Origin of the sequence: Mesorhizobium sp. 113-3-3 (assembly GCF_016756495.1) — a bacterium.
Taxonomy (GTDB): domain Bacteria; phylum Pseudomonadota; class Alphaproteobacteria; order Rhizobiales; family Rhizobiaceae; genus Mesorhizobium.
Window position 1 is genome coordinate 5,019,303 of the sequence record NZ_AP023243.1, and the last position, 25,363, is coordinate 5,044,665.

At 60.3% G+C, this 25,363-nt stretch carries 23 protein-coding genes and 1 tRNA gene; 12 read left to right on the forward strand and 12 right to left on the reverse strand.

All coding sequences use genetic code 11. The features are described 5' to 3' along the window. Positions 1–40 precede the first annotated feature (40 nt). Positions 41–2,269, reverse strand: coding sequence for a RelA/SpoT family protein (locus JG746_RS24785; protein WP_202355117.1), 2,229 nt, complete (start codon positions 2,267–2,269; stop codon positions 41–43). Between the two features lie 128 nt (positions 2,270–2,397). Further along, the gene (gene rpoZ / locus JG746_RS24790) at positions 2,398–2,799 is read right to left on the reverse strand and encodes a DNA-directed RNA polymerase subunit omega (protein ID WP_056563448.1); all 402 of its coding nucleotides are present in this window, start codon (positions 2,797–2,799) and stop codon (positions 2,398–2,400) included. A 315-nt stretch (positions 2,800–3,114) separates the two neighbouring features. Here rpoZ and JG746_RS24795 point away from each other — a divergent pair, with 315 nt between their 5' ends. Continuing rightward, the gene (locus JG746_RS24795; protein ID WP_010915096.1) at positions 3,115–3,696 is read left to right on the forward strand and encodes a LabA-like NYN domain-containing protein; all 582 of its coding nucleotides are present in this window, start codon (positions 3,115–3,117) and stop codon (positions 3,694–3,696) included. A gap of 11 nt (positions 3,697–3,707) precedes the next feature. Next, positions 3,708–4,364, forward strand: a complete 657-nt coding sequence (locus JG746_RS24800) for a uracil-DNA glycosylase (RefSeq protein WP_202355118.1) — start codon at positions 3,708–3,710, stop codon at positions 4,362–4,364. A 6-nt stretch (positions 4,365–4,370) separates the two neighbouring features. Here the strand turns inward: JG746_RS24800 and JG746_RS24805 are convergent, their stop codons facing one another. After that, the gene (locus JG746_RS24805) at positions 4,371–5,384 is read right to left on the reverse strand and encodes a zinc-binding alcohol dehydrogenase family protein (RefSeq protein WP_202355119.1); all 1,014 of its coding nucleotides are present in this window, start codon (positions 5,382–5,384) and stop codon (positions 4,371–4,373) included. A gap of 110 nt (positions 5,385–5,494) precedes the next feature. Between JG746_RS24805 and JG746_RS24810 the strand changes: the two genes are divergently transcribed. Next, the gene (locus JG746_RS24810) at positions 5,495–5,857 is read left to right on the forward strand and encodes a winged helix-turn-helix transcriptional regulator (RefSeq protein WP_202359457.1); all 363 of its coding nucleotides are present in this window, start codon (positions 5,495–5,497) and stop codon (positions 5,855–5,857) included. A gap of 136 nt (positions 5,858–5,993) precedes the next feature. Here the strand turns inward: JG746_RS24810 and JG746_RS24815 are convergent, their stop codons facing one another. From JG746_RS24815 to dapA, 3 genes are all read right to left on the reverse strand, one after another. Then, on the reverse strand, positions 5,994–6,704 hold the full coding sequence (locus JG746_RS24815) for a glycoside hydrolase family 25 protein (RefSeq protein ID WP_202355120.1): 711 nt from the start codon (positions 6,702–6,704) through the stop codon (positions 5,994–5,996). An 81-nt stretch (positions 6,705–6,785) separates the two neighbouring features. Then, positions 6,786–7,265, reverse strand: coding sequence for an SsrA-binding protein SmpB (smpB, locus tag JG746_RS24820; RefSeq protein WP_006202221.1), 480 nt, complete (start codon positions 7,263–7,265; stop codon positions 6,786–6,788). A 25-nt stretch (positions 7,266–7,290) separates the two neighbouring features. Then, complete coding sequence (gene dapA / locus JG746_RS24825) at positions 7,291–8,172, reverse strand: 4-hydroxy-tetrahydrodipicolinate synthase (protein WP_202359458.1); 882 nt, start codon at positions 8,170–8,172, stop codon at positions 7,291–7,293. A gap of 349 nt (positions 8,173–8,521) precedes the next feature. Here dapA and JG746_RS24830 point away from each other — a divergent pair, with 349 nt between their 5' ends. Both JG746_RS24830 and JG746_RS24835 read left to right on the forward strand, forming a co-directional pair. Then, entirely contained in the window at positions 8,522–10,552 is a 2,031-nt protein-coding gene (locus JG746_RS24830) for a lytic transglycosylase domain-containing protein (RefSeq protein ID WP_202355121.1), read from the forward strand. 253 nt (positions 10,553–10,805) lie between these two features. Beyond that, complete coding sequence (locus JG746_RS24835) at positions 10,806–11,705, forward strand: alpha/beta fold hydrolase (protein ID WP_202355122.1); 900 nt, start codon at positions 10,806–10,808, stop codon at positions 11,703–11,705. Between the two features lie 58 nt (positions 11,706–11,763). Here the strand turns inward: JG746_RS24835 and JG746_RS24840 are convergent, their stop codons facing one another. Beyond that, positions 11,764–12,840 (reverse strand): tyrosine-type recombinase/integrase, encoded by a 1,077-nt coding sequence (locus tag JG746_RS24840; protein WP_202355123.1) that lies wholly within the window; start codon positions 12,838–12,840, stop codon positions 11,764–11,766. Between the two features lie 241 nt (positions 12,841–13,081). After that, positions 13,082–14,230 carry a porin gene (locus JG746_RS24845; RefSeq protein ID WP_202355124.1) on the reverse strand — a complete coding sequence of 383 codons (1,149 nt, stop codon included), beginning with the start codon at positions 14,228–14,230 and terminating at the stop codon, positions 13,082–13,084. Between the two features lie 451 nt (positions 14,231–14,681). On the opposite strand from JG746_RS24845, the gene JG746_RS24850 reads away from it, so the two are divergent. Then, positions 14,682–14,772 (forward strand) — tRNA-Ser (locus tag JG746_RS24850). 293 nt (positions 14,773–15,065) lie between these two features. Next, complete coding sequence (locus tag JG746_RS24855) at positions 15,066–16,256, forward strand: porin (protein ID WP_064985030.1); 1,191 nt, start codon at positions 15,066–15,068, stop codon at positions 16,254–16,256. Between the two features lie 193 nt (positions 16,257–16,449). Here the strand turns inward: JG746_RS24855 and JG746_RS24860 are convergent, their stop codons facing one another. Next, positions 16,450–18,114, reverse strand: a complete 1,665-nt coding sequence (locus JG746_RS24860; protein WP_202355125.1) for a tetratricopeptide repeat-containing sulfotransferase family protein — start codon at positions 18,112–18,114, stop codon at positions 16,450–16,452. Positions 18,115–18,809: 695 nt separating this feature from the next. Further along, positions 18,810–20,489: a tetratricopeptide repeat-containing sulfotransferase family protein gene (locus JG746_RS24865; RefSeq protein ID WP_202355126.1), complete on the reverse strand. Its 1,680-nt coding sequence runs from the start codon at positions 20,487–20,489 to the stop codon at positions 18,810–18,812. Between the two features lie 120 nt (positions 20,490–20,609). On the opposite strand from JG746_RS24865, the gene JG746_RS24870 reads away from it, so the two are divergent. Beyond that, the gene (locus JG746_RS24870) at positions 20,610–21,722 is read left to right on the forward strand and encodes a pyridoxal phosphate-dependent aminotransferase (protein ID WP_202355127.1); all 1,113 of its coding nucleotides are present in this window, start codon (positions 20,610–20,612) and stop codon (positions 21,720–21,722) included. A gap of 98 nt (positions 21,723–21,820) precedes the next feature. Here the strand turns inward: JG746_RS24870 and JG746_RS24875 are convergent, their stop codons facing one another. After that, positions 21,821–22,387 carry a MarR family winged helix-turn-helix transcriptional regulator gene (locus tag JG746_RS24875; protein WP_244730436.1) on the reverse strand — a complete coding sequence of 189 codons (567 nt, stop codon included), beginning with the start codon at positions 22,385–22,387 and terminating at the stop codon, positions 21,821–21,823. Positions 22,388–22,529: 142 nt separating this feature from the next. Between JG746_RS24875 and JG746_RS24880 the strand changes: the two genes are divergently transcribed. The 3 genes from JG746_RS24880 to JG746_RS24890 all read left to right on the forward strand — a co-directional run bounded on the left by JG746_RS24880 (position 22,530) and on the right by JG746_RS24890 (position 24,773). Continuing rightward, positions 22,530–22,814, forward strand: coding sequence for an acylphosphatase (locus tag JG746_RS24880; RefSeq protein ID WP_202355128.1), 285 nt, complete (start codon positions 22,530–22,532; stop codon positions 22,812–22,814). An 81-nt stretch (positions 22,815–22,895) separates the two neighbouring features. Beyond that, on the forward strand, positions 22,896–23,555 hold the full coding sequence (locus JG746_RS24885) for a TetR/AcrR family transcriptional regulator (RefSeq protein ID WP_202355129.1): 660 nt from the start codon (positions 22,896–22,898) through the stop codon (positions 23,553–23,555). A gap of 54 nt (positions 23,556–23,609) precedes the next feature. Next, positions 23,610–24,773, forward strand: a complete 1,164-nt coding sequence (locus JG746_RS24890; protein WP_202355130.1) for an isovaleryl-CoA dehydrogenase — start codon at positions 23,610–23,612, stop codon at positions 24,771–24,773. Positions 24,774–24,790: 17 nt separating this feature from the next. On the opposite strand, the gene JG746_RS24895 is transcribed toward JG746_RS24890, so the two are convergent. Continuing rightward, entirely contained in the window at positions 24,791–25,183 is a 393-nt protein-coding gene (locus JG746_RS24895; RefSeq protein ID WP_202355131.1) for a hypothetical protein, read from the reverse strand. Between JG746_RS24895 and JG746_RS24900 the strand changes: the two genes are divergently transcribed. Further along, a complete protein-coding gene (locus JG746_RS24900; protein WP_202355132.1) occupies positions 25,182–25,358 on the forward strand; it encodes a hypothetical protein in 177 nt (58 codons plus the stop codon). The two genes, JG746_RS24895 and JG746_RS24900, sit on opposite strands and share 2 nt — an antisense overlap. The last annotated feature ends 5 nt before the right edge of the window (positions 25,359–25,363 follow it).

The following is a 25,363-nucleotide window of genomic DNA, read 5'->3' on the forward strand; positions in this document are numbered from 1 at the left end:
TCTTGTCCGAAAACCGGTTCCCACTTTTCGGGATCATGGTCTAGCCATTGACGCGCCGTGCGTCGCTGACGCTCGAATTGTCCTTGAGCTGCGACAGCAGCCGGTTGAGATGCTTCAGATCCCAGACTTCGAGATCGATCAGCATTTCGGTGAAGTCGGGCGCCGTGCGCACCATCGACAGCGTATGGATGTTGGCGTCGTTGGACGCTACGACCTGGGCAATGTCGGCGAGCGACCCCGGCGCGTTGATGGCGGTAACCGAGACACGCGCCGGAAAGCGCTCCTTGGTGCGCTCGTCAATGTCCCAGCGCACGTCGATCCAGCGCTCGGGCTGGTCGTCGAAGGCCTGCAGCGCCGGCGACTGGATCGGATAGATGGTGATGCCGGTGCCCGGCTGGACGATGCCGACGATGCGGTCGCCAGGCACAGCACCTTCCGGCGCGAAGCGCACCGGCAGGTCGCCGCGCACGCCGCGGATCGGCACGGCGCCGTCGCGCGGCTCGTCCTTGTCCTTGCGCGCGGCACGTCCTGGAATCTGGAACAGCATGCCGGCGGCATTGCGGATCTTCGACCAGCCTTCCTCGCGCTGCTTGGGCGCTGCCGGCGTGACACGCTCGTCCTTGTAGTCGGGGAAGACCGCCTTCATGACGTCGGTGGAGGCCAGTTCGCCACGGCCGACCGACGCCAGCACGTCCTCTATGTCCTTGCGCGCCAGCCGGTGCAGCACCGGTTTCAGGCTTTCCTTGGTGAAGGTCTTGCCGGCCCGTTCGAAGGCGCGTTCGAGAATACGTGCGCCGAGACCCGAATACTGCTTGCGGATGGCGTTCTTGGTGGCACGGCGGATGGCGGCGCGCGCCTTGCCGGTGACGACGACCGATTCCCACGCCGCCGGCGGCACTTGCGCCTTGGAGCGGATGATCTCGACCTCATCGCCATTCTTCAACTCCGTCATCAGCGGCATGATGCGGCCATTGACCTTGGCGCCGACGCAGGTGTCGCCGACATCGGTGTGCACCGCATAGGCGAAATCGATGGGCGTGGCGCCGCGCGGCAAGGCAATCAGCATGCCTTTCGGCGTGAAGCAGAATACCTGGTCCTGGAACAGTTCAAGCTTGGTGTTTTCGAGGAAATCCTCAGGATTGTCACCTTCGGCGAGCTGCTCGATGGTACGCCGCAGCCAGGCATAGGCATTGGTCTCCTTCGAGATCGCATGGGCCGCGCCATTCGTCTTGCCGCCCGTGTCCTTGTAGATCGAGTGGGCCGCGACGCCGTATTCGGCGATCTTGTTCATCTCGCGGGTGCGGATCTGCAGCTCGACGCGCTGGCGCGAGGGGCCGACGATGGTGGTGTGGATCGAGCGGTAGTCGTTCTGCTTCGGCGTCGAGATGTAGTCCTTGAAACGGCCGGGCACCATCGACCATGTGGTGTGGATGGCGCCGAGCGCGCGATAGCAGTCCTCGACCGTATCGACGACGACGCGGAAGCCGAAAATGTCGGACAGTTGCTCGAATGACAGCGCCTTGGCCTCCATCTTACGGAACACCGACCAGGGCTTCTTCTGGCGGCTTTTGACGCCGGCGTTGATGGCATGCTTTTCAAACAGCGCCGATAGCGCCTTTTCAATGTCGGTCAGCACGCCCTTGTTGCGCTCGAATATCTCGGCAAGCCGCGCGGTGACGGCGCGGTACGCTTCCGGATTGATGTAGCGGAAGGCGATTTCCTCCAGCTCCTCGCGCATGCCTTGCATGCCCATGCGCCCGGCCAGCGGCGCATAGATGTCCATCGTCTCCTCGGCGATGCGCAGGCGCTTGGCCTCCGGCATGTGGTCGAGGGTGCGCATGTTGTGCAGGCGGTCGGCGAGCTTGACCAGCAGCACGCGAACATCTTCCGAGATCGCCAGCAGCAGCTTGCGCAGGTTTTCCGCCTGCTCGGCCTTCTTGGAGACGAGATCGAGCTTCTTCAGCTTGGTCAGGCCCTCGACCAGCTTGCCCATTTCTGGGCCGAACAAATCATCGATCTCGGCCCGCGTCGCCGTGGTGTCCTCGATGGTGTCGTGCAGCAAAGCGACAGCGATCGTCGCCTCGTCCATATGCATTTCGGTGAGGATGGCGGCGACTTCGAGCGGATGCGAGAAATAGGGATCGCCGGAAGCGCGCTTCTGGTGGCCATGCTTCTGCATGGCATAGACATAGGCTTTGTTGAGCAACGCCTCGTTGACGTCAGGCTTGTAGCGCTGGACGCGCTCGACAAGCTCATACTGACGCATCATGGGCGGAATCTCTCAGCGATGAAATGAATCATGCGCCGCACTGCTGTACGGCGCATGTCATAGATAGCCACGAAACTGCCGGGACGGAAGTGCCGGAAACGTGTTCCAGGCAGGTCCAGAAAACTCTCTTAGTAGTCGTCGCTCTTTTCCGGCGGCACCAGACCTTCGATGCCGGCCAGAAGATCTTCCTCGGTCATGCGATCGAAGGTGATGTTGTCCTCGGCATCGTCGGTTTCGGCGGCCGCGACAGCGCCACCGGTCTGATCGGCGATCACCTCGCCATCGGCCTCGGGCTCGTCAACCTCGACATGCTTCTGCAGCGAATGGATCAGATCTTCCTTGAGGTCGTCGGGCGACAGCGTCTCGTCGGCGATCTCGCGCAGTGCGATGACCGGGTTCTTGTCATTGTCGCGAGGAACGGTGATCTGCGCGCCCTGGCTGATCTGGCGAGCACGGTGGCCGGCCAAAAGCACCAGCTCGAAGCGGTTGTCGACCTTGTCGATGCAATCTTCAACGGTTACGCGGGCCATGGACTGCCCCTTTCATGCCTGGATTTGATGGAAAACAGGCGCGGTCCATAACCCGAACGCCGCCAAAATACAAGCATCATGCCAAAGTCGGCACTGCAGGACACGCAATCCTGCGGTCGAACGCCCGATTGAAGCAAACGCCGTCGCGTCCTATGCCGCGATCACAATTGCTTGCATTGCTCCATCACGCCTTGGATTGCCACCAAACTGGCGCTATCTCGGATGGACAGGTCAGCCGGTTTATTATGAGCCTGACCGATAGTCGCTACCGCATTTCGTTTAGACGGCCGCATTTTTCGAAAAGGAATATTTTCCATGTTCGACCCTCGTGAAAAAATCGCCCTGTTCATCGACGGCGCCAATCTCTACGCCACCTCGCGCGCGCTTGGCTTCGACATCGACTATCGCAAGCTCTTGTCGAGTTTCCAGAAGCGCGGCTATCTCCTGCGCGCCTATTATTACACGGCGCTGGTCGAGGATCAGGAATACTCCTCGATCCGCCCGCTGATCGACTGGCTCGACTACAACGGCTTCAAGGTGGTGACCAAGCCCGCCAAGGAGTTCACCGACTCGACCGGCCGCCGCAAGATCAAGGGCAATATGGACATCGAACTGACGGTCGATGCGCTGGAACTCGCCGATGTCGTCGACCACTATGTCATCTTTTCCGGCGACGGCGACTTCCGCACCCTGGTCGAGGCGCTGCAGCGGCGCGGCCGCAAGGTGTCGATCGTCTCGACCATGGCCTCGCAGCCGCCGATGATCTCGGACGATCTGCGCCGCCAAGCCGATCATTTCATCGACCTGACGACGCTGAAGAACGAAGTCGGCCGCGATCCGTCGGAGCGGCCCGTGCGCCGGCCCGAACCGGCTGAAGTCGACGAGGACGACTACTGAGGCCGGTAACCTTGACCGCCCTCCCCACTTCCGAACCAAGCCGCAACTGCCCGCTCTGCCCGCGGCTGCATGATTTTATTGCTGAGTGGCGGCAGCGCGAACCGTCCTGGTTCAACGCGCCGGTGCCGACCTTCCTGCCGCCGCAGGGCGAGGACGCCGTCCAGCTTCTGATCGTCGGGCTGGCGCCCGGACTGCGTGGCGCCAACCGCACCGGCCGCCCCTTCACCGGCGACTATGCCGGCGACCTGCTCTACTCGACGCTGATCGCGCACGGCTTCGCGCGCGGTGAGTTCAAGGCGCGGCCCGATGACGGGCTGGAGCTTGTCGGCACCGCGATCACCAACGCGGTGCGCTGCGTGCCACCGGAGAACAAGCCCGTCGGCGCCGAAATCTCGACCTGCCGGACATTCCTGGTGCCGACGATCGCCCGCTTCCCAAACCTGCGCGCCGTGCTGGCACTGGGGTCGATCGCCCACCAGTCGACGGTGCGCGCGCTCGGCGGGCGCGTCGCCGCCTATCCGTTCAAGCATGGCGGGCAACTGCCGGCCGGCGGCATCACGCTGTTTTCCAGCTATCACTGCTCGCGCTACAACACCAACACCGGTGTCTTGACGGAAGAAATGTTCGTCAACGTGTTCGGCGAGATCGCGGCGTTCCTGCGGAAATAACGCCAGTCAGAACCCTTCCAGCACGATCTTGCCCTTGGCCTTGCCGGTCTCGATCAGCGCATGGGCGCGCTTCAGATTGGCGGCATTGATCCGACCGAAGGTTTCGCCCAACGTGGTGCGGATGGTGCCGGCGTCGACAAGGCGCGACAACTCGTTCAGATACTCGCCCTGTGCGGCCATGTCCTGCGTCTCGAACAGCGAGCGGGTGAACATCAGCTCCCAATGGACCGAAACGCTCTTGCGCTTGAAAGGATTGATGTCGAGCGTCTGGGGATCGTCGATCAAGCCGAACCGGCCTTGCGGTGCGATCAATTCAGCGATCTCGGCCAGATGCTTGTCAGTGTTGGTTGTCGAGAAGACGAAGGCTGGCGCGCCGATGCCGAGTGCCGTGACCTCGCTGCTGAGCGGCTTGGAATGATCGATGACATGATGGGCGCCAAGCCCAACCACCCAGTCGCGTGTTTCCGGCCTCGATGCGGTGGCAATCACCGTCAGATCGGTCAGTTGGCGCGCAAGCTGGACCGCGATCGAGCCGACGCCCCCGGCGCCGCCGATGATAAGGATGGCATTCGCGGCACCCGTGACAGGCTTCCTCGCGTCAAGACGGTCGAACAGCGCCTCAAAGGCGGTGATCGCCGTCAGCGGCAACGCGGCTGCCTGCGCATAGTCGAGCGAGCCGGGCTTGCGGCCGACGAGGCGCTCATCGACGAGGTGAAACTCGGCATTGGTGCCTTGCGGCGCGAGCGCTCCGGAATAGAAGACGTCGTCCCCAGCCTTGAACAGGCGGGCATCCGGCCCCGCTGCAGCGACCCGGCCGGCTGCGTCCCAACCAAGCACCCGCCAGCTCCCGGCTTCGGGTTTGGCACTTCGCCTTATCTTGGTGTCAACCGGATTGACCGAGATCGCCTTTATCTCGACCAGCAGTTGACGGCCTTTCGGCTCCGGCTTGGGCAGGTCGATGTCGACGAGGGAGGCCTCATCGGTGATGGGAGCTGGGATTTGATAGCCGACGGCGCGCATCTCGATCTCCGCGATTGCTGTTGAGCTTTGTCTGGGGCAGAGATGCGGATTATGTGCGCGAAGCGCAAGAATGCACATATAAAGCACATAGTGTCGAAAAGGATACCGTCATGCCGCGCATTCGCCATGAACGATTCGATTGCAGCCCCGGCTGCACCGTGGAGGGAACGCTGCGCTATATCGACGGAAAGTGGAAAGGCGTCGTGCTCTACCATCTGTTCGAGGGGACGTTGCGCTTCAACGAGATCCGCCGGCGCATTCCGAACTGCACGCAGCGCATGCTGACCAACCAGCTGCGCGAACTGGAAGCCGATGGGCTGATCGCCCGCAAAATCTATCCGGAAGTGCCGCCGAAGGTGGAATACAGCCTGACACCGCGCGGCAGGAGCCTGGAACCAGTGATCACAGCGTTGAAGGCGTGGGGCGATGCGAATGTGACGCTTGTACCAGAGGTGTCCCAGGCCGCTGCTTGAAGCGGTGGCAAGACACGCGGCCAGGGCAGTTTGGCGAGACGGCCAACAGCCGGATCATCAATATCTGCAACGGCATAGCCCGATTTGTGAAGAAACCGATTCGGACGTGTGGCCAGATCGCTTCGGCCGGAAGACCTCAATGCGCTGATGCAAGCAGCGCCGCCAATTTCTCCGGCCCGCCCTGCAAAACGTTCAAGTCGACGTCACCCACAATGCCGTCCACACGCCCCCTGTTGTGATATTGCCAATAGACCCAGTCCTGGCGGTCCGGTTCCATCAGCAGCGAGCGGAGCCAGAGCGGGCGAGTAGCGATCCGCCCGGCATAGGCGGTCTCTGCCTCATCGGTCAGGTAGACGATCGCCGTCTTGCCGAACGCCGCTTCGACGGGTCCGAGGAAAGCTTGGAGCTCGGCATTCAACTGTTCGGGCGACGGACGCTGCGGACAGTTGCCGCCGAACTCGACATCGACGACCGGCGGCAGCAGGGGCTGATCGTGCGGGACGACCGAGATGAAATTCTTCGCCTGGTCGGCGCCGGGCCGGCAGAAGGTGAAGAAATGATAGGCGCCGACGGCGATGCCGGCCGCGCGGGCCTCACGCAGATTGGCGGCAAAGGCTTTGTCGACATGATCGCCGCCTTCGGTCGCCTTGATGACGGCGAAGGCGACATCGTCAGCGGCAACGCGCCGCCAGTCGATCTGGCCCTGATGATGGGAAACGTCGATGCCTCTGACCGGATATTTGCCACGGTCGGGAGAATAGGTGTGGAAGTAGAAGAAGCCACCGGCCACGACCAGCGCTGCAAAAACCAGGCAGACCGATCCCCACAGGATGATCCGGTTTTTCAAGGTGGTCCCCTCTGGTATTTGCAGGCTCGGCTGTACGAAACCTGAAGCCAACAGCAGGCTTTTCTAGGGCGATCGCCCTTCTCAGCCGCGTTCCTTCAACAGCCGGCCCTTCTCACGCGACCAATCGCGCTGCTTCTCGGTCTCGCGTTTGTCGTGCAGCTTCTTGCCGCGGCCGACGGCGAGCAAGAGCTTGGCGCGGCCCTGGTCGTTGAAATAGATTTTCAGCGGCACCAGGGTCATGCCTTCGCGGTCGACGCTCTGCGACAGCTTGGCCATCTCGCGCTTGTTGAGCAGGAGTTTGCGGCGCCGCCTGGGTTCGTGGTTGAAGCGGTTGGCCTGCAGATATTCGGGCAGATAGGAATTGATCAGCCAGATCTCGCCGCCTTCGACCGAGGCATAGCTGTCCTGGATATTGGCCTGGCCCTGGCGCAGCGACTTGACCTCGGTGCCGGTCAGCACCAGGCCGGCCTCGATCGTGTCGAGCACCTCATAGGAAAACCGCGCCTTGCGGTTTTCCGCAACGGTCTTGTTGTTGGGATCGGCTTTTCTGACTTGATTCATGATGTGGAGAGGTGGCGCCTCATCCTCAATTAATCAAGCCGGCGTGCTTCATGGCCGCATCGATCTTCGCCGCGGTCGCTTCCTCGACCGTGACAAGCGGCGACCGCAGCACGTTCTCGACCTTGCCCAGCTTCGACAGCGCGTATTTGGCGCCGGACACGCCAGGTTCGAGGAAGATCGCCTTGTGCAAGGGCAAGAGACGGTCTTGCAACTCAAGCGCCTTGGCGCTGTCGCCGGACAGCGTCGCCTCCTGGAATTCGGCGCACAGCCGCGGCGCGACATTCGAGGTCACCGAAATGCAGCCAACACCGCCATGGGCGTTGAAGCCGAGCGCCGAGGCATCCTCGCCGGAAAGCTGGATGAAATCCTTGCCGCAGGTCATGCGCTGCTCGGACACACGCTCGACCTTGCCGGTTGCGTCCTTGACGCCGACGATGTTCTTGAAGTCGTGCGCCAGCCGGCCCATCGTCTCCGGCATCATGTCGATCACCGAGCGCGGCGGGATGTTGTAGATGATGATCGGCAGCTTCGTCGCCCTGGCGACGGCGGCGAAATGCTCGTAGAGGCCGCGCTGCGTCGGCTTATTGTAATAGGGCGTGACGACCAGGGCGGCATCGGCGCCGGCCTTTTCGGCATATTGCACGAGGCCGACGGCTTCGGCAGTGTTGTTGGAGCCGGCACCGGCGACGACCGGAGCGCGGCCCTTGGCCACCTCGATGCAGACCTTGACGACATGGCGATGCTCATCATGCGACAGGGTCGGCGACTCGCCGGTCGTGCCCACCGGAACCAGGCCCGTCGTGCCTTCCGCGAGTTGCCATTCGACGAATGCGCGAAAGGCTTTCTCGTCGAAACGCCCGCTCTTTTCGAACGGTGTCACGAGCGCAGTAAGCGAGCCTCTCAGCATGTCGTCCAACTCCTTGGGACTTCCTTGTTTATGCATGCCGTCATCCCAAAACCGGTATCCACTTTTGGGCGACATGCATCTTTGGTCTATGCATGCCGTTGTCCCAAAACCGGTATCCACTTTTGGGCGACATGCATTGGTGTTTTGTCGTGCGCGCCTTCTAACCGAAAGCGAAGCGGCGCACCATAGTCTCGACATGGTTGCGCGGCAAGCATTGCCATGGTGCCAGCGAGCGCAATTCGAACGGCCTCGATAACTCTTTGTTTACGAGCCGTTCACGACCTAAGTTTAGGCTTCGAGGCATCTTCGCCTGCTGGTAGAATGCTGGACTAGGGAAAGACACGAGATCATGCCGACCCGTCGGCCCCACCTCTTCGCGCTGCTTGGAGCCGTCGCCGCGCTGATGCCCGGCGTGGCGATCAGCGGCAGCGTGGATGCGCGGGTCACCTCGGCGATCCCAATCCAGAGCCCGCAGGATAGTGGGCAGCAGGCCCCCTCACCCAGCGTCGCGCTGTTGAAAACGGGGCTCGACTCACTGGCCGCCGGCGATATTCCCGGGGCCCGTGGCGTGCGCGATGCGCTTCCCGCTCAATCGCTCGACCAGCACATACTGGCTTGGGCGATCGCGCTTTACGGTGGCGACAAGGTTCCGAGCGGCGACATCGCCGCTGCCGCGAAGATGCTGCCCAACTGGCCGGGCACAATTGCCTTGCGCAAGAACAGCGAGCGGGCGCTCTACCGGGAGAACCCCGCTCCCGACATCGTCATTGCGGCATTCGACGGCAGCCAGCCGCAGACATTCGAAGGCGTCATGGTTCTCGCCCGCGCCTATGTGGCGACGGGCAACGTCAAGGCGGCGCGCTCGGTGCTGTCGCCGTTCTGGCGCACCACCATCCTGGAAGCCAAGGACGAGACGGCGCTGATCAAGGAATTCGGCAGTCTGATCCCTGCCGCCGACCACCGTTTTCGCCTGGACCGCATGTTCTATGCCGACCGGGTGAATTCCGCGCTGCGCATTGCCGGCCTTGCCGGCGCCCAGCAGTTTGCCGAGGCCTGGGCCGCGGCCGACAGAGGCGACAAGAATGCGCTGAAACTGCTGAAGGCGGTCCCGGCGGCCCAGCGTTCTGCCGGCTACTTCTTCGCGCAGGCCGAATATATGCGCAAGCAGGATGACTTTGGCGGCGCCGCGGCCGTAGTCATGAAGGCGCCGACGGACCGCGAGGCTCTGGTCGATCCGGATGCCTGGTGGGTCGAGCGCCGGGTGCTGTCGCGCGAACTGGTCGACGAGGGCGACATGAAGACGGCGTACAGGATTGTCGCCACGCATGCCGCCGAAAGTGCCGCCAATGCAGCCGAAGCCGAGTTCCATGCCGGCTGGTATGCGCTGCGAGGCCTGAATGATCCCAAGCTTGCCGCGACGCATTTTGCGCGCATCGCCGACCTTGCCCAGGGGCCGATGACCCTGTCGCGCGCCTATTACTGGCTTGGCCGGGCGGCGGAAGTCGGCGGCCCGGGCAATGCCAAGGACTATTTTGGGCGCGCCGCCACTTACGGCACGACTTTCTATGGCCAGCTCGCCGCCGAACGTGTCGGAAGGCAGGCGCTCAACATCGTCTATCCCACGCCAAGTGCCGCCGACCGGCAGAATTTTGCCGGCCGCGAGGCTGTCAGCGCCATCAAGCGGCTGCAGGAGGCAGGCTATGACCGCTATGCCGAAACGCTCTATCGCGACCTCGCCGGGCAGCTGACCAGCCCAGGCGAACTGGCGCTGCTCGCCGTCCTTGCCGAAAAGCAGGACAATCATTTCATGGCGCTGAAGGTCGGCAAGATCGCCGGCGCGCGCGGCATCGATGTCGGCGCACTGTCGCACCCGCTCGGCGTCATCCCTGATTCGGCCAATATTTCCGGCTCGGGCAAGGCGCTGGCCTATGCAATTGCCCGCCAGGAGAGCGAATTCAACATCGGCGCCGTATCCAGCGCCGGCGCGCGCGGGCTACTTCAGCTGATGCCGGGAACCGCCAAGCAACTGGCGAAGAAGGCCGGGTTGCAGTTTTCTCAAGCGCGGCTGACCACCGACGCAGGCTACAATGCCACGCTCGGTTCGGCCTTCCTTGGCGAGCAGCTCGACCGCTTCAACGGCTCCTATGTGCTGACCTTTGCCGGCTACAATGCCGGACCCAATCGGGCCAGCCAGTGGGTGGCGAAATATGGCGACCCGCGCGGCAAGGACATCGATGCGGTGGTCGACTGGATCGAACGAATTCCCTACACGGAAACAAGAAGTTACGTACAGCGTGTGATGGAGAATTACGAAGTCTACAAGATGCGTATTTCCGGCAAATACGACATCGTCGGCGACCTGGTGAACGGGCGCAGTTGAGGCCTTTCTGTCCCTCTCCGCTTGTCGGAGAAGGTGTCGCCAAGGCGACGGATGGGGGCCATGGAACACCACCGCCTCTCTCCGTCCCCCACCTCTCATCCGTCTCGGCGCGGCGCGCCGATCCTCTGCCTTGGGCAAGTCACGCGCCTCGCCCGCCCTTCAGCCCCCACAAGGGAGTACGAAAGGCCTTCATTTGACGCTCCCCGCCCTCGCCTGTAGCAGTCAGGCAAGCAGCGGAAGGAATCGTGTCCAGATGTCGAACACCGAAGGCTTTTCCGATTTCTTCTACGCCGCGCCAGATGGGCTGAGACTTCATGCGCGCGTGTATGGCGATGCTAATTCCGGGCGCTGGCCGGTCGTCTGCCTGCCCGGTCTGACCCGCAACGCGCGGGATTTTCATGAGCTGGCGCTCTATCTTTCGACACGATCCCCGGCATCACGCAAGGTGGTCGCCTTCGACTATCGCGGACGCGGCCGGTCAGCCTACGATCCCGATGTCAGCCACTACAATGTCGGCGTCGAGGCCGGCGATGTCCTTGCCGGGCTGACCGCACTCGGCATCGAGGAGGCCGCTTTCATCGGCACTTCGCGTGGCGGGCTGATCATCCATGTGCTTGGCGCGCTGCGGCCGGCCGTGCTGAAAGCCATTGTTCTCAACGACATAGGCCCGGCGATCGAAACGGCCGGCCTCGCCCACATCCAGTCCTATCTCGAACGCGCCCCGACGCCGAAAACCTTCATCGAGGCCTTGGATGCCCAGCGCAGCGTTCACGCCAAGGATTTTCCCGCACTTACAGACGCCGACTGGACTCGGATGGTGGGCGCGCTCTACCGCGAGACGGATCAAGGGCTGTTGCCGGATTTTGATCCGAAACTGGCCGACACGGTCGCCGGTCTCGACCTGTCACAACCATTGCCGGCGCTGTGGCCGCAGTTCGAGGCGCTGGCGGGCATTCCCTTGCTCACCATCCGCGGCGCCAATTCGAAATTGCTGTCGGCTGAAACCATGGATGGGATGCGAAAGCGCCATCCGATGATGGAAGCGATCACGGTCGAGGGCCAGGGCCACGCGCCATTCCTCGAAACGGGCAGCTTGCCCGGCGATATAGCGACCTTCCTTGATAGGGCTCAGCGCAGACATCAAACAAAGTAAGCCCTAAGGCCAGATCTGGTCTTAGGGTCGTCATGACAGTATATGCAGGTCTTACGAACTATTTGGCTTTCGAGCTTTTCCCTGACGCTTTTGCTGGCTTGGCCGCCCCCGCCTCGCCTGTCTTGCCCCGCTTTGGCGTCGAAGCCGCGGTCAATGGAGACGAGAACAACGAGCTTTCGGTGTCGTGCGGCGACGCTTCGCTTCGCGGCGTTTCCAGCACCACAACGCAGCCGTCGAGATCATTGGTCGCCAGATGCGCGTAGCGCATGGTCATCGACAAGGTCTGATGGCCGAGCCACATCTGCACGCGCCTGATGTCTATGCCGCCCTGGACAAGACGTGAAGCACAGGTGTGGCGCAATATGTGCGGTACCACCTGATCGTCGGCGCCAAGACCGACTTCAGCCTTCGCCTCGTTCCAGATGGCACGATATTGCGCCTGGCTGAGCTTGGTGAACGGCCCCTTGGGCCGGCGGCCCTCGGTGGGGGGCAGCTTGATGACTTCCTTGACCCGCTCCGTCATCGGAATCGTGCGGCTGCGGCCGGATTTGGTGATCCAGAAGGAGACGCGATGTTCCTGGATGTCGTTCCAGATCAGTCCGAGCGCCTCGCCGAGACGGCATCCAGTGTCGACCAGGAAGACGGAAAGCCTGTAGGCATCCTCGCTGCGGCTTCTGATGGCAGCGAACAGCCTTGCCTCTTCCTCCCTCTCGAGGAAGCGAATCCGTCCCGCCCGCTCCTTCTGTCGGCGGAACTCGGGCAGGCTGTGGATATCTCCCATCTTGTAAGCCTTGCGCAGCAGTTTGCTGAGGGCAGCAATCTTTCGATTGATGGTTGCGTTGCTGTTGCCGCGCTGGCGCAAGGTGCCGATAAGGTTATCAAGGGTACTTTGGTCAAAGGCGCTGAAATGCTCCCCTAGGAGGATTTCGTCTATTTCGCCAATGAAAGAGCTGACATTGTATTTATGCCGCCCATCATCCCACAGTATGTCTCGATAGGCTGAAAAAAGCTCTCGGACTCGGTACGACTTTACTTCTCTTATCTTGTTGTAGGTGTATTTGATCTTTGAATTCTGAGAAGAAAACATCGAAAACGGATCTGAGGGACTAGCCTCCTGGATCGCTTCGTTGGTCATAATTCGTCACACCCCCGAGTGGATAGATCAGCCCTATCCGCTTGGAAGCGTCCTTTCAAGAGATTTTAATCACGCGGTTGTGACCTCATCCGCCCATCTGCGAATCCCACGAAATCACTCTGCGGACCTGTTCAGCTACCGATTCCCCCTCTTCCTTCGTTTGCGTTGACCCAGTCACGAAACAAAAACAGCCCGGGCGTTTGTGCGCCCGGGCTGGATTTCACCTGTAAGGAACCAGCCCTTAGAACGAGCGCTGGAAGCGGAGCATACCGCCGATGCCATCGAACTTGGAGTGATAGTCGCTGTTCGAAGCATTGATGTAGTCAACTTCGCCGGTGATGGTGAAGCCGGGAACGATGTCGTAGGCAACGTTGGCTGCGAGGCCAAACTTCTTGCCTTCGTCATACGACGCCTGCACGTTGAACGAGGTCTTCTCGTTGAACTTGTAGCTGCCGCCACCCCAAATGGCCCAGTTGCCATCCCAGAGCTTGAAGAAGTTGTGCCCAGACGGGTTCGGCTGGAAGCCGCCAACGTTGAAGTCCTCAGAGCCGTAACCGCCCATGACGAACAGCGACAGTTCGTTGGTGGCATTCACATCCAAGCGGACCTTGCCGGAAAATTCTCCGAAGTTGCTGTCATAGGCCGCAACACCGGTAATGGCGCCCCAACCCTGCGTCCACTTCACACCGCCGACGACATGCGGAACATAGCTGTCGATGGTGTAGCTACCCGAGCCCTCTTCCAACGAAACCACGGCCGAAAAGCCGTTGCCAGCGTCGAAATAGTACTGAACGACATTGGTGTCGAACGAGCCGTAAGGAACAAGCGTGTCTTGAATGACGTTGCCAGCGTAGCCGATGAACGTATCGAAGGCCGACTCGTCCTTACCGACGCGGAGACCACCAAGCTGGATCCAGGCGAAGTTCAGCGAAACGCCCTTGTTGTAAGCGAAGTTGTCAGGGCCGGCACCAAGAGTAGTGCCATCGATAGAGTAGGAGTGACCGAAGCCGCCCTGATTGCCAAAGTTGAAGCGGGTCTCGGTGTAGGTCTTCAAGGTGCCGAGTTCGGTTTCCTGACCGGTCCAGGTCTTCAGCGCGAAGCGGGCATTCTTCTGAAAGGTTTGGTTGACGCTGCCGTCCTGCTTATCAGTGGTCGACGCACCATCAAACGATTCGTCATCACCCACGCCGATGTCGTAACGGACATAGCCGCCGATGCGCAGGCAGGTTTCGGTGCCGGGGATGTAGAAGTAGCCAGCGCCGTAGACGTCGCAAATCTTGACGTATTCAGCGGGTTCCGGCTCGGCGACGACGACGGCGTCGGCGGCGCGCGCACCGGAAACTGCGATCAGGGCCGCAGCGGAGCCGAGAAGAAGGCTCTTGATGTTCATTTTCTGACCTCCAGTCAAAAGTTAAAAAACGGGTCTGGGTATTCTTTGCTGAAGGACAGCGTTCCCTGCCCCATCCCCACTACCGAAAAAGATGCGCACCGCGCCGCTCCTTCGAATTCGACATTACCCATGAGGCGGCGGCGTTCAACCACGATCGTACCGGCGAAAGGGCTGTTCGGCTGCTATCCCCCAGCGTTGTTGCACAAATGACACGATTTGGCCTCACTCAGAAAGCTCTCGTTAACCATCGGGGCTGCCGCAACCGCCTATTTCCAACCGAATCCGGCAACCGGCTGACGGAATCAAGGCAAGGCCGCGAGTCATTGGCCAGGGATTTGCCGCAGAACCGCCCAACCTGGGAAAGGCGTGGTTCGGTTCGCCTGATATTTTTCCATATAATGACGCGGGCTTGTTGATTGTGCCGGCGCTTTTCTTTATCCAGCGGCGCAACGGAGAGGTGGCCGAGTGGTCGAAGGCGCTCCCCTGCTAAGGGAGTAGAGGTCAAAAGCTTCTCGTGGGTTCGAATCCCATCCTCTCCGCCACCTTGCTTCGCACTGCGCGCTTCGAATCACATCAACCAGGCTGTTTAACGTCGACCAAGTCTCATCTGGCTGTCGCCTTGAAGGCGTGTGTTACCGTCGAAACCGAGACCAATGCACGGCAGTTGGGGCGGTATTTGACGACCGGACAAACGAGACTTTTGCGAGCAAGCGATTTTGGCGAACTGCGTCCCACCGACGGCCCAGGATGCTATCTATCTGAGATAAAAAGAAAAACGGCCATTCGATCCGTTTTTCGCCGACCTGTACTCCCGATTCTGACTGGAGGTCAGAAAATGAACATCAAGAGCCTTCTTCTCGGCTCCGCTGCGGCCCTGATCGCAGTTTCCGGTGCGCGCGCCGCCGACGCCGTCGTCGTCGCCGAGCCGGAACCCGCTGAATACGTCAAGATTTGCGACGTCTACGGCGCTGGCTACTTCTACATCCCCGGCACCGAAACCTGCCTGCGCATCGGCGGCTATGTCCGCGAAGACATCGGCGTCGGCGATGCCGGCTCGTTCGATGGCGTCAATCACGTCACGGATCACATGCACGGCGACGACAACTCGACGTACTGGAAAAACACTCGCTTCACGCTGAAGACCTGGACCGGTCAGGAAACCGAACTCGGTACGTTGAAGACCTACACCGAGTATCGCATGAACTTCGGCAACAACTACGGCGACTATGGCAGCTCAACGCTCGCGGGCGGAACTGAGCCAAATCCCAACGCCGGCACCGCCGGCTGGCGGGCTGGCAACAAGAGCAGCGCCCTTGAATTCGCCTGGATCCAGCTCGGCGGTCTGCGCGTCGGTGCTGACGAATCGGCCTTCGATACGTTCATCGGCTACGCCGGCAACGTCATCAACGACACGATCGTCCCCTATGGCGGTTTCCAGACCAACGTCATCCAGTACTACTTCGACGCCGGCAATGGCCTGTCGGCCGTGGTCTCGCTCGAAGAAGGCTCAGGTTCCGATACAATCGACAGCTATGTTCCGCATGTCGTCGGCGGCTTGAAGTGGACGCAGGGCTGGGGCGCCATCACGGGCGTTGTCGCCTATGACAGCAACTACGAAGAAGTCGCCGGCAAGGTTCGCCTGGACGTCAACGTGTCCAACGAACTGTCGCTGTTCGCCATGGTCGGCTACGGTTCGGACAACAACCTCAACGACCCAACCAATAACATCGACGCGCTCGGCCGCGGCTTCTACAAGCTGTGGGGCGGCAACTGGGCAGTGTGGGGCGGCGGCACCTACAAGTTCAACGAGAAGACCTCGTTCAACCTTCAGGCCTCGTATGACGACTGGAAAGACATCGGCCTCGCGGCGAACGTCGCCTACACCGTCGTTCCCGGCTTCACGATCACAGCGGAAGCCGACTGGCAGCGTGTTGGCCAGGGCGCCATCGACAACGACTCGGTTTGGGTCAGCGCGACCAAGAAGAACAACGTTGGCGGCATCCTCCGCTTCCAGCGCGACTTCTAACAGATTTCGCCTCGTCGAAATCGAAACCCGGCGGGCAACCGCCGGGTTTTTTCATGGGGCACATCAAAAATCCAGACCTACTGCCACCAGACTGGGTGCCTGTTCCTGTGAAGGTTTGCGGGCGTCTAGCGACTCAGCCGGTAGACAGCTCCATCACATGGTCGCGTGACCCTGGGAGAGCTTTCGTGCAGGATCAGACCCCAGCCAAATCGCCCAACGCATCGACCAGCGGCTGGATTGCGCTTCCATAAGCCTTCCAGCGATTGACGGACGAGGTGTAGATCGGCTGCCGAACCTGCCAGCGGCTGAACGTGTTCACCGAACCGCCCTTGTCAAAGAATCGCAAGCAGGCGTCGTCCCAGGGCAGGCCCAGATGGTCTATCAGGCGGCGAGATTGCCTTTCCTGATCGGCGACCATGTCCTCATAGCGGTTTTGCAGGATCTGCCCGGGAAAAACCGTATCCCAATGACGCATCAGCCGGTCGTACTCGCGGTAGTACAGTCCGAGCGTGTGAAGATCGGCGGTATAGCTATTGTCCTCGTTGAAACTCAGGAAATAGCATGAAAGGCAATTGTCGATGGCGTCGCGGCGGCAGTGAATGATGCGCGCCTTGGGGAACAGGAGCCTTATCAAGCCGACTAGCTCGAAATTATGAGGCAACTTGTCGACGATTCGTGAAGCTTCCGGCGATTTTTGCCTGATGTGGGCGAGATATTCTTCAGCCAGGGACTTCGACTGATCGACCGTCATGTCCAGGATCGATCTGCGCAATTCCTCCGGCGAGCGTGTTTTGGGCGCGAGCCTGTTGGTGATACGCCGCAGCTTTGTCAGCTCGCCGGCGCCATAAGCATCGGGGTGGCTGGCCAAGATCTGCTCGGTCAAGGTAGTGCCCGAACGCGGCATGCCAAGCACGAAGACGGGCACTTCGGATGAACTGCCATGTCCGGCCTTGGCGGCCAGCATCTGCGGACTGAACAGTTCGATCATGAAATCGATGCTGCGGCGATAGGCTTCCAGGTCAAAGCGGGGGACTGAGCGTTTTGCCTGCCGGAGGTGGTCCATTGCCTCGTCATAGCGTCTGAGATCGTTGAGCACCTTGCCCGCCGCATGATGGAGCTGCTGTATGCTTTTCTTATCAAGCGCCGGATTTCTTAGCTCAGCCAGGATTGATTTGAGTTCGGCCGGCTCTTCCGTGAATTTTCGGATGCTGACCAGGCCGTTGTAAGCAGCCGCGACATCCTGGCGACGGCTGATCGCTTCCTTCATATGGGTTGTCGCCTCGTCCATTCGGCCGAGGCTCACAAGCGCATTGGCCAGCCCCATTTGGATAGCGGGACGGGCGCCGTCGATCTTGAGCGCTTTCCGATAGAGTGGCACCGCGATATCGGCCTTGCCGAATTCAGTATAGGCGCGGCCCAGCGCGCAAAGCGCCTCGACCCAGTCGGCTTTCAGCTCGCAGGCACGTTCAAAATGCTTGATTGAACCGGAGTGCTCGCCGACTTTCGAATAGGTTTCACCCAACGCCAGATGGTAGTGTGGGTTTTGAGGCGCTGCTTCCACCGCCCGCTCAAAACACCGGATGGCCATCTCGTCGTCCAGGCCGAGCGCAAACGTTCCCAAGAGATACAAGGCGAGAGGGTGTCGCGGGGCATGAGCCAATACGCGCTGACACAGTGCCTCCGCCTCCAGCAACCGATTTGCCCGATTAAGTTCGACGGCCTGCCTGAGCAGTGCATCATCGGCCTGCGCTTGGGATAGCGTGCTTGCCTTCGGTTGGGCGATTTTCGGCTGCGATTTTTTCGGTCCGGACGGAGTTTTCAGATGCCTCGACCAGGCGGGCGGCAGACGATTGTTCATGGTCCTTCGCTAGCAAAAAAGGCCAACCAAATCTATAATTCTAAGCCCATTCGAAGCTTTTTTAGGTACCCAACCTTACAGGCTAGCGGCGAAGAATTCAGTCAAGAGTCGCATCGTCCGCTCAGGCGAGGCAGCGAGTTCACTCTTGCTGCATTGGCAGGACGGATTTGGCTTCGGCAATTTAGGTTTCATAGCCGGGCCAGCTTTCAGGCGCTGGCAACCAAGTTGGCAGCGGACGATTGTCATGTTGTTTCCAGCAAGAAGCCGTTGAGGAACGTTAGATGCGCTCCTGCAAGCAAAGCAAATTCGGACGCCGCCTCTGCCAAGTGCCTGCTCGCAACTCGATCCGTACGAACCCTTCCGACGTGTGGATTAGGCCGCAGGCCTTCCGCGACCGCATCGATGCTATCGCTGTCGCGGGGATGCAAAGGAGATTCCTCAACAAGACTAAAGCACGGCCGCTCGAAGCGTTCAGACACTCGAACAGGCGTTAAGCATCCTGTTTTTTGGTTGCCTGCCAGAAAATCGGTCCACGAAATTCACAACGACTATGGGCGAGATAATTTAAAGAAAACGCGACTGTCTATTCTCAAACATTTCGTAAAAGAAACTAGGCAATGAAGATCCAAAGTCCCAAGTTTCACCGTAAGATTGAGGGGGTAATGGCATTCTCGCCACATCGCCCGCTATTGAGGTCAAACGTCAGCCAAGTCGCCTAAGGCTTCGATCAACGGCTGGATCTTGCCTTCATAGTTCTTCCACCGCTTAACGGACGACGAGTAAATGGGCTGGCGGACCTGCCAGTGGCTAAGTGTTTTGACGGACCCCTCTTTTTCAAAGAAGCGGAGACATGCGTTATCCCAGGCTAACCCAAGGTGATTTATCAGACGCCGAGACTGCCCTTCCTGATCCGCAATAAGATCTTCATAACTATTATCGAATATTCTCCCTGGCATAATAGACTTCCAATGACACATGAGACGATGATACTCACGGTAATAAAGTCCAAGGGTCGTGAGGTCCGATGTATAAGTATGAGTACCCTTCAGGCTCGATACAAAGCACGACAAGCAACTGTCAATTGGGCTTCGCCTACAATGAACTATGCGAGCGTTGGGAAAAAGAATACCAATGAGCCCTATTATTTCAAAATTGTGCGGCATCTTATCAACAATTCGAGATGCGAGCGGCGAATAAATTCGCAAGTTGGATAGATATTCTTCAGCGAAAATCTGAGATCGCTCGGCGGTCATCAATTTGACCATTTGTCCAAAAGCTGGTCCCAACTCCATCTTCAAATTTGTGGAGACAGCAATTCGGCCCAGTTTGGTGAGTTCTCCGGCGCTGTGTACGTCTGGATGGCTTGAGCAGATTTGCTCAGTCAAGGTTGTGCCAGAGCGCGGCATCCCGAGCACAAATACAGGCACCTCAGATGGATCGCCATATCCGGCCTTGGTCGCTAGCAACTCCGTATCGAACAAGGCGATCATGGAATCGACCCACCTGCGGTAGGACTCAATGTCACAAGTTTGAGCCCTGAACCCCTTTGCTTTCAGGTAATGCTCTATCGCTTCGTCATAACGCTCAAGATCGTTCAAAACCTTGCCCGCGGCCTGATGGAGGTTATATGCTTCGTCCGCTGAGTTGGGCGAATTGCTAAGTTCGGTTAAAATGGAATCGAGCTCCGGCGGCGCGGTCGAAAATCTTCGAATGTTCACAAGAGCCATGTAGGCAGCGGACACGTTTTCGCGCCGGGCGATTGTTTCTTCCAAATATGCTGTCGCCTCCTCCATTCTTCCCAAATCTATCAGAATACGCGCCAATCCTATTCGGACCAGGGGGTGATCTCGGTTTAGCTCAAGCGCTTTTTGGTAGACTGGCAAAGCCATCTCGCCCTTGTCAAAATCGACATAGGCCCGCCCTAAAGCACACAGGGCTTCGACCATATCGGGCTTTAATTCACAGGCTCGCTGCAAATGCGCTATCGCCGGCAAATAATCACCGAGTTTCAAATAGCATTCGCCCAATGTGAATTGAAAGTATGGATTACCGGGCATTTCAGAGCACGCCTGGCTCAGGTATTCCAGGGCCAACTCGTCATCAAAATTCAGCCCTATCGTGCCAAGTACATACAGAGCTAACGCATGGTTGGGTTTTCTTGTCAGAATGCGGTGGCATAATTCCTCAGCCTCCGGCAATCGGTTGGCCCTCTGCAACTCTATGGCCCGACGCAGCAGCGTGTCATCGTCCTGCGCGCCTGACATTTTAGGCATCGGCGACGGTGTTGGCAGGCCGGTTTTCATAGACCCGGCCTTTTTGGGCAGGATTTGGACCTTAAGATGCCTGGACCAGGCGGGCGGCAGACGATTGTTCATCGTCCTTCGCTAGCAAAAAGGGGTGACGGAATCCAGGGTTACGGCTGGAAGCCGCGGGGTGCTTGCACGGCCAGCCCGGCCACGCTAGCAAGAAGTCCCTTTTTGAAGCGAGCTCCCACCATGCGTCAGCGCCCTGCCCTCTCGCCGATCATTGCAGCCCTCCCGTCGACCGTGCCTTTTGTCGGCCCGGAAGCGCAGGAGCGCGAGCGCGGGCGGGCTTTTCGCGCCCGTATCGGCGCCAATGAAAGCAGCTTTGGCCCGTCGCCGCGCGTCATTGCCCGCATGGAGCAGGTCGCACGCGACCAGTGGATGTATTGCGATCCCGATAACTACGAGCTGAAGGTGGCGGCGGCCGCGCATCACGACGTGGCGGTCGAGAATGTCGTTGTCGGCGAAGGCATCGATGGCCTGCTCAGCCTGGTGGCGCGTATGTATGTGGCGCCTGGTGATGCGGTGGTCACCTCGCTCGGCGCCTATCCGACCTTCAACTTCCATGTTGCCGGTGTCGGCGGGCGGCTGGTGACCGTCCCTTACGAGAACGACCGCGAAAGCCTGGACGGTCTGCTGGCGGCCGTCGTCAAGGAGAAGGCGCCACTGGTCTATCTGTCCAACCCGGACAATCCGATGGGCAGTTGGTGGGAAGCTGACGAGGTGATCCGCTTCATCGAAGCGCTGCCGGCGACCACCATGCTGGTGCTCGACGAGGCCTATGGCGAATTGGGGCCGGCCTCGGCCCTGCCGCCGATCGATATCTCGCGGCCGAATGTCATACGCATGCGCACCTTTTCAAAAGCTTATGGGCTTGCAGGGATACGCTGCGGCTATGCGGTGGCGGAGGTCCAGGTGATCCGCGACTTCGAGAAGATCCGCAACCACTACGGCGTCAGCCGCATGGCGCAGATCGCCGGCCTCGAGGCGCTTGCCGATCAGGCCTATCTCGAGACGGTGGTGGCGCGGGTGGCCGCCGGGCGCCAGCGCATCGCTGATATCGCCGGGCAGAACGGGTTGAAGCCGCTGGCCTCGGCGACCAATTTCGTCACCATCGATTGCGGCCACGATGGTGCCTTCGCGCTGAAAGTGCTGCAGGGGCTGTTGTCGCGCGACGTCTTCATCCGCAAGCCGATGGCGCCAGGGCTCGACCGCTGCATCCGCGTCAGCGTCGGCCTCGACCACGAACTGGATATTTTCGCCGAGGAATTGCCCGGCGCGCTGGCGGCGGCGCGAGGGAATTAATGCATGTCGCCCAAAAGTGACCTCGGTTTCGGGAGAACGACATGCATAAAACAAGGACCTAAAGCGCGTCGCATGAATCCGTTTCGATGTGACGCGCTTTAGGCAATTTCGTTGCGTTCGGATGCCGGTGCTCCGCCCAGCAGATGCCTGACGCGCGTCAGCATACCCGACAACTCGGCGGCTTCCTCGTCGCCAAGGTCCGCGGTCAGGCGAGCAAGATCGCGATCCGCGGCCGCCTGGAGCGCGGCAAGCGCGACTTCACCGCGCGTGCTGAGCGAGAGGACGCGACGGCGCAGGGACCCAGGTCCGGCACGCGTTTCGATCAGGCCGGCGGCAGAGAATTTTCGAAGGATTCTCATGACATAGGCTGGGTCAAGCTGGAGTTCCCCGGCAATGTCGGACGCTGCTGGTCCGAAATCGATTTGAAACGCCCTTGCCAGAAAGCCTGCCTTGCCAGGGGCGGTGGCAATGTGGCCGGATCGACGAGCCAATTCGAACAGCACCCGCGCCTCGGTCAGCGTATAGGCGCTGTGCGTCAAGGTCTCGTCGAGCAGCCCAATCAGACCGGTGTAGAACCGGTTGAAACATCTGAGATCGCTGACCAAGTCACTCCGATTGGCTGGCATGTGACGCGCCTTCCCTGAGATTCCATATTGCTGGATCATTGCGTAAAAGTTGACCAAGTCAACTATTTATTGGATCCAGTCATCCATCTTGCAAAACAAACCTCGGCTGCTGTTCGATAGTCCCCTCAAACCAGTTGCCTTCGCCCGATCCTGCGCCAGACTCCATGCAAGGGAGCACGCGATGAACAATCGGAAAAGGGCAGTGCAGGCCCGCGTCCATGGCAGGGTGCAAGGCGTCGGCTACAGGATCTGGGCGAGAGGCGAAGCTGCGGGGCTTGGGCTGATGGGCTGGGTGCGCAACGAAAGAGACGGCTCGGTCACGGCATGGCTTGCCGGCGCCGACGCGGCGGTTTCGGCCATGATCGAACGGCTTCGGCAAGGCCCGGCGGGTGCTTCAGTCTCGCGGGTCGATGTCGAGGAGATCGAGACCTGGACCGCGCCTGGAGACTTCAGGATTGTCGCGTAGGCGGATGCGCGTCTGAGTTAGTTTGCCGCCCTTGAATTAATTGAACGTTCGTTTTATTATCTCCGCGTTAATGAGGCGATCATGGCGCGCACCACAGGATCCGACGGCGAACGAACCGAGGCGGCAGTCCGCGAAGCGGCGGTCAACCTGATCGCACGTTACGGCTACGAGGCGATGTCGATGCGCCAGCTGGCGGCCGAGGTCGGCGTGCAGGCGGCCGCGCTCTACCGCTATTTCCCGACCAAGGAAGACCTGCTGTTCACGCTGATGCGCGAGCACATGGAGGGGCTTCGGGAGGCTTGGGGACACGCGAGGCCAACCGGTGCAGATCCGGCGGAGCAGCTTGCGGCCTATGTGCGCAACCACATCGCTTTTCACATCGAGCGCCGGCACGCCACGCATGTGTCGAACATGGAACTGCGCAGCCTGTCGCCCGACAGGCTGACACAGATCCTGCGCATGCGCACGGCCTACGAAAAGGAGCTGCGCACCATCCTGCGCGACGGTGCCGACGCTGGCGCCTTCAGCATAGAGGACACCGGCCTGACGGCCATGGCGCTGATCCAGATGATGACCGGCGTCATCGTCTGGTTCCGGCCTGGCGAGCGGCTTTCGGTCCCTGAAGTAACGGCGACATATCTTTCAATGACAATGCGGCTCGTCGGCGCGAAGATCGCTGACAGCGCCGCGCGTCCATCGGACGCGCAAAGGACGCTGTCCCACTTCAATTTTCGCGCATGATCCTTTCCGAAAATCGAAGTCGATTTTCGGGGTCATGCGGCACGGAGGAGAAACATGTACACGAACACGCTCAGCTTCGGGCATGACGAGGACATCGAGGCGCTGCGGGACCTGGTGCGCCGCTTCGCCCAGGACAGGATCGCGCCGATCGCCGGCGATATCGATCGCCAGAACGAATTTCCGGCGCATCTGTGGCGCGAGATCGGCGCGCTCGGCCTGCTCGGCATCACCGCCGACCCCGATTTCGGCGGCAGCGGCATGGGCTATCTTGCCCATGTGATTGCGGTGGAAGAAATTTCCCGCGCCTCGGCTTCGGTCGGCCTCTCCTACGGCGCCCACTCCAACCTCTGCGTCAACCAGATCAACCGCTGGGCGACGCCGGCGCAGAAGGAAAAATTCCTGCCGCAACTGTGTTCGGGCGAGCACGTCGGCGCGCTGGCCATGTCGGAATCCGGCGCCGGCTCGGACGTCGTCTCGCTCAAGCTGCGCGCTGAAAAGCGCAATGACCGCTACGTGCTCAACGGCACCAAGATGTGGATCACCAACGGCCCGGACGCCGATACGCTGGTCGTCTATGCCAAGACCGATCCGGAGCGCAAATCACGCGGCATCACCGCCTTCATCGTCGAGAAGGCGATGAAGGGGTTTTCCGTCGCGCAGAAACTCGACAAGCTGGGCATGCGCGGCTCCAACACCGGGGAGCTGGTGTTCGAGAATGTCGAGGTGCCGTTCGACAATGTGCTGCATGAGGAGGGACGCGGCGTCGAAGTGCTGATGTCGGGCCTCGACTATGAGCGCACCGTGCTCGCTGGCGGCCCGATCGGCCTGATGGCGGCTTGCCTCGACGTGGCGATCCCATACGTTCACGAACGCAAGCAGTTCGGTCAGCCGATCGGCGAGTTCCAGCTGGTGCAAGGCAAGCTTGCCGACATGTACACGGTGATGAGCGCCGCACGCGCCTATGTCTACGCCGTTGCCGCCGCCTGCGATCGCGGCCAGACCACACGCAAGGATGCTGCCGGCTGCGTGCTGTTCGCGGCTGAAAAAGCAACTCAGATGGCGTTGGACGCCATCCAACTTCTGGGCGGCAACGGCTATATCAACGACTATCCGACCGGCCGGCTGCTGCGCGACGCCAAACTTTACGAGATCGGCGCCGGCACCAGCGAGATCCGGCGCTGGTTGATCGGGCGCGAGATCATGGCGGAGGGGGCGTGATGTCCCCCTCCACCATTTCAGCCGAATGCGTTGGGCAGATCATCGGTTGGCTTGGCAACGATCTGGTGCGCGTCGCGCCACAGAACCTCGCGTTGGCGCGCCGACGTGATCGAACGCACCGGCAAACCACCCTCCTCGATCAGCCACGCGCAGTAGCGTGCACGGCTGATCGCTTCCTTGGCATCCGGTTCAAACCAGCAGATGCCCCAGATCGGGTTGCGTCGCTTGAAATGCCGGCCAACTCGGCCAGGAAGCGGCAAGTGCTGATTGAACCAGTCGAACTGGCCCTGCAGTTCGCCATGAATCCAGTCCGGGCAGCCGGTATGATGCAGATACCAGGACGCATGGAAGAAGCCTGTCTCCACCCGGCTGTCCGGGTGGATCAGCGGTGTTACGAACCGCACATACATGATGACACCCGCGGTGATCGCTCACACCGCGTTCCTTTTGCTCAAATTCGGGATGCAGAAGACCGCCCTTCGGCGGCGTCAGGCCATGGCCGAAGGGAGACGTCTGGTGAAATGCACAATCATGCTTTTCATCGTTGCCTCCGAGGAGTGTCAGTTGCAGGAGACCGCCGTGTAGCGAAC

Coding starts and splice junctions, on each gene's coding strand:
- JG746_RS24880 (WP_202355128.1), top strand. CDS start 22,530: ATGAACAATCGGAAAAGGGCAGTGCAGGCCCGCGTCCATGGCAGGGTG.
- JG746_RS24895 (WP_202355131.1), bottom strand. CDS start 25,183: ATGTATGTGCGGTTCGTAACACCGCTGATCCACCCGGACAGCCGGGTG.
- JG746_RS24865 (WP_202355126.1), bottom strand. CDS start 20,489: ATGAACAATCGTCTGCCGCCCGCCTGGTCCAGGCATCTTAAGGTCCAA.
- JG746_RS24860 (WP_202355125.1), bottom strand. CDS start 18,114: ATGAACAATCGTCTGCCGCCCGCCTGGTCGAGGCATCTGAAAACTCCG.
- JG746_RS24805 (WP_202355119.1), bottom strand. CDS start 5,384: ATGCGCGCCGTCGGCTATCAAATCCCAGCTCCCATCACCGATGAGGCC.
- JG746_RS24830 (WP_202355121.1), top strand. CDS start 8,522: ATGCCGACCCGTCGGCCCCACCTCTTCGCGCTGCTTGGAGCCGTCGCC.
- JG746_RS24810 (WP_202359457.1), top strand. CDS start 5,495: ATGCCGCGCATTCGCCATGAACGATTCGATTGCAGCCCCGGCTGCACC.
- JG746_RS24835 (WP_202355122.1), top strand. CDS start 10,806: ATGTCGAACACCGAAGGCTTTTCCGATTTCTTCTACGCCGCGCCAGAT.
- JG746_RS24795 (WP_010915096.1), top strand. CDS start 3,115: ATGTTCGACCCTCGTGAAAAAATCGCCCTGTTCATCGACGGCGCCAAT.
- JG746_RS24840 (WP_202355123.1), bottom strand. CDS start 12,840: ATGACCAACGAAGCGATCCAGGAGGCTAGTCCCTCAGATCCGTTTTCG.
- JG746_RS24855 (WP_064985030.1), top strand. CDS start 15,066: ATGAACATCAAGAGCCTTCTTCTCGGCTCCGCTGCGGCCCTGATCGCA.
- dapA (WP_202359458.1), bottom strand. CDS start 8,172: ATGCTGAGAGGCTCGCTTACTGCGCTCGTGACACCGTTCGAAAAGAGC.
- JG746_RS24885 (WP_202355129.1), top strand. CDS start 22,896: ATGGCGCGCACCACAGGATCCGACGGCGAACGAACCGAGGCGGCAGTC.
- JG746_RS24890 (WP_202355130.1), top strand. CDS start 23,610: ATGTACACGAACACGCTCAGCTTCGGGCATGACGAGGACATCGAGGCG.
- JG746_RS24785 (WP_202355117.1), bottom strand. CDS start 2,269: ATGATGCGTCAGTATGAGCTTGTCGAGCGCGTCCAGCGCTACAAGCCT.
- rpoZ (WP_056563448.1), bottom strand. CDS start 2,799: ATGGCCCGCGTAACCGTTGAAGATTGCATCGACAAGGTCGACAACCGC.
- JG746_RS24870 (WP_202355127.1), top strand. CDS start 20,610: ATGCGTCAGCGCCCTGCCCTCTCGCCGATCATTGCAGCCCTCCCGTCG.
- smpB (WP_006202221.1), bottom strand. CDS start 7,265: ATGAATCAAGTCAGAAAAGCCGATCCCAACAACAAGACCGTTGCGGAA.
- JG746_RS24875 (WP_244730436.1), bottom strand. CDS start 22,387: ATGATCCAGCAATATGGAATCTCAGGGAAGGCGCGTCACATGCCAGCC.
- JG746_RS24900 (WP_202355132.1), top strand. CDS start 25,182: ATGATGACACCCGCGGTGATCGCTCACACCGCGTTCCTTTTGCTCAAA.
- JG746_RS24845 (WP_202355124.1), bottom strand. CDS start 14,230: ATGAACATCAAGAGCCTTCTTCTCGGCTCCGCTGCGGCCCTGATCGCA.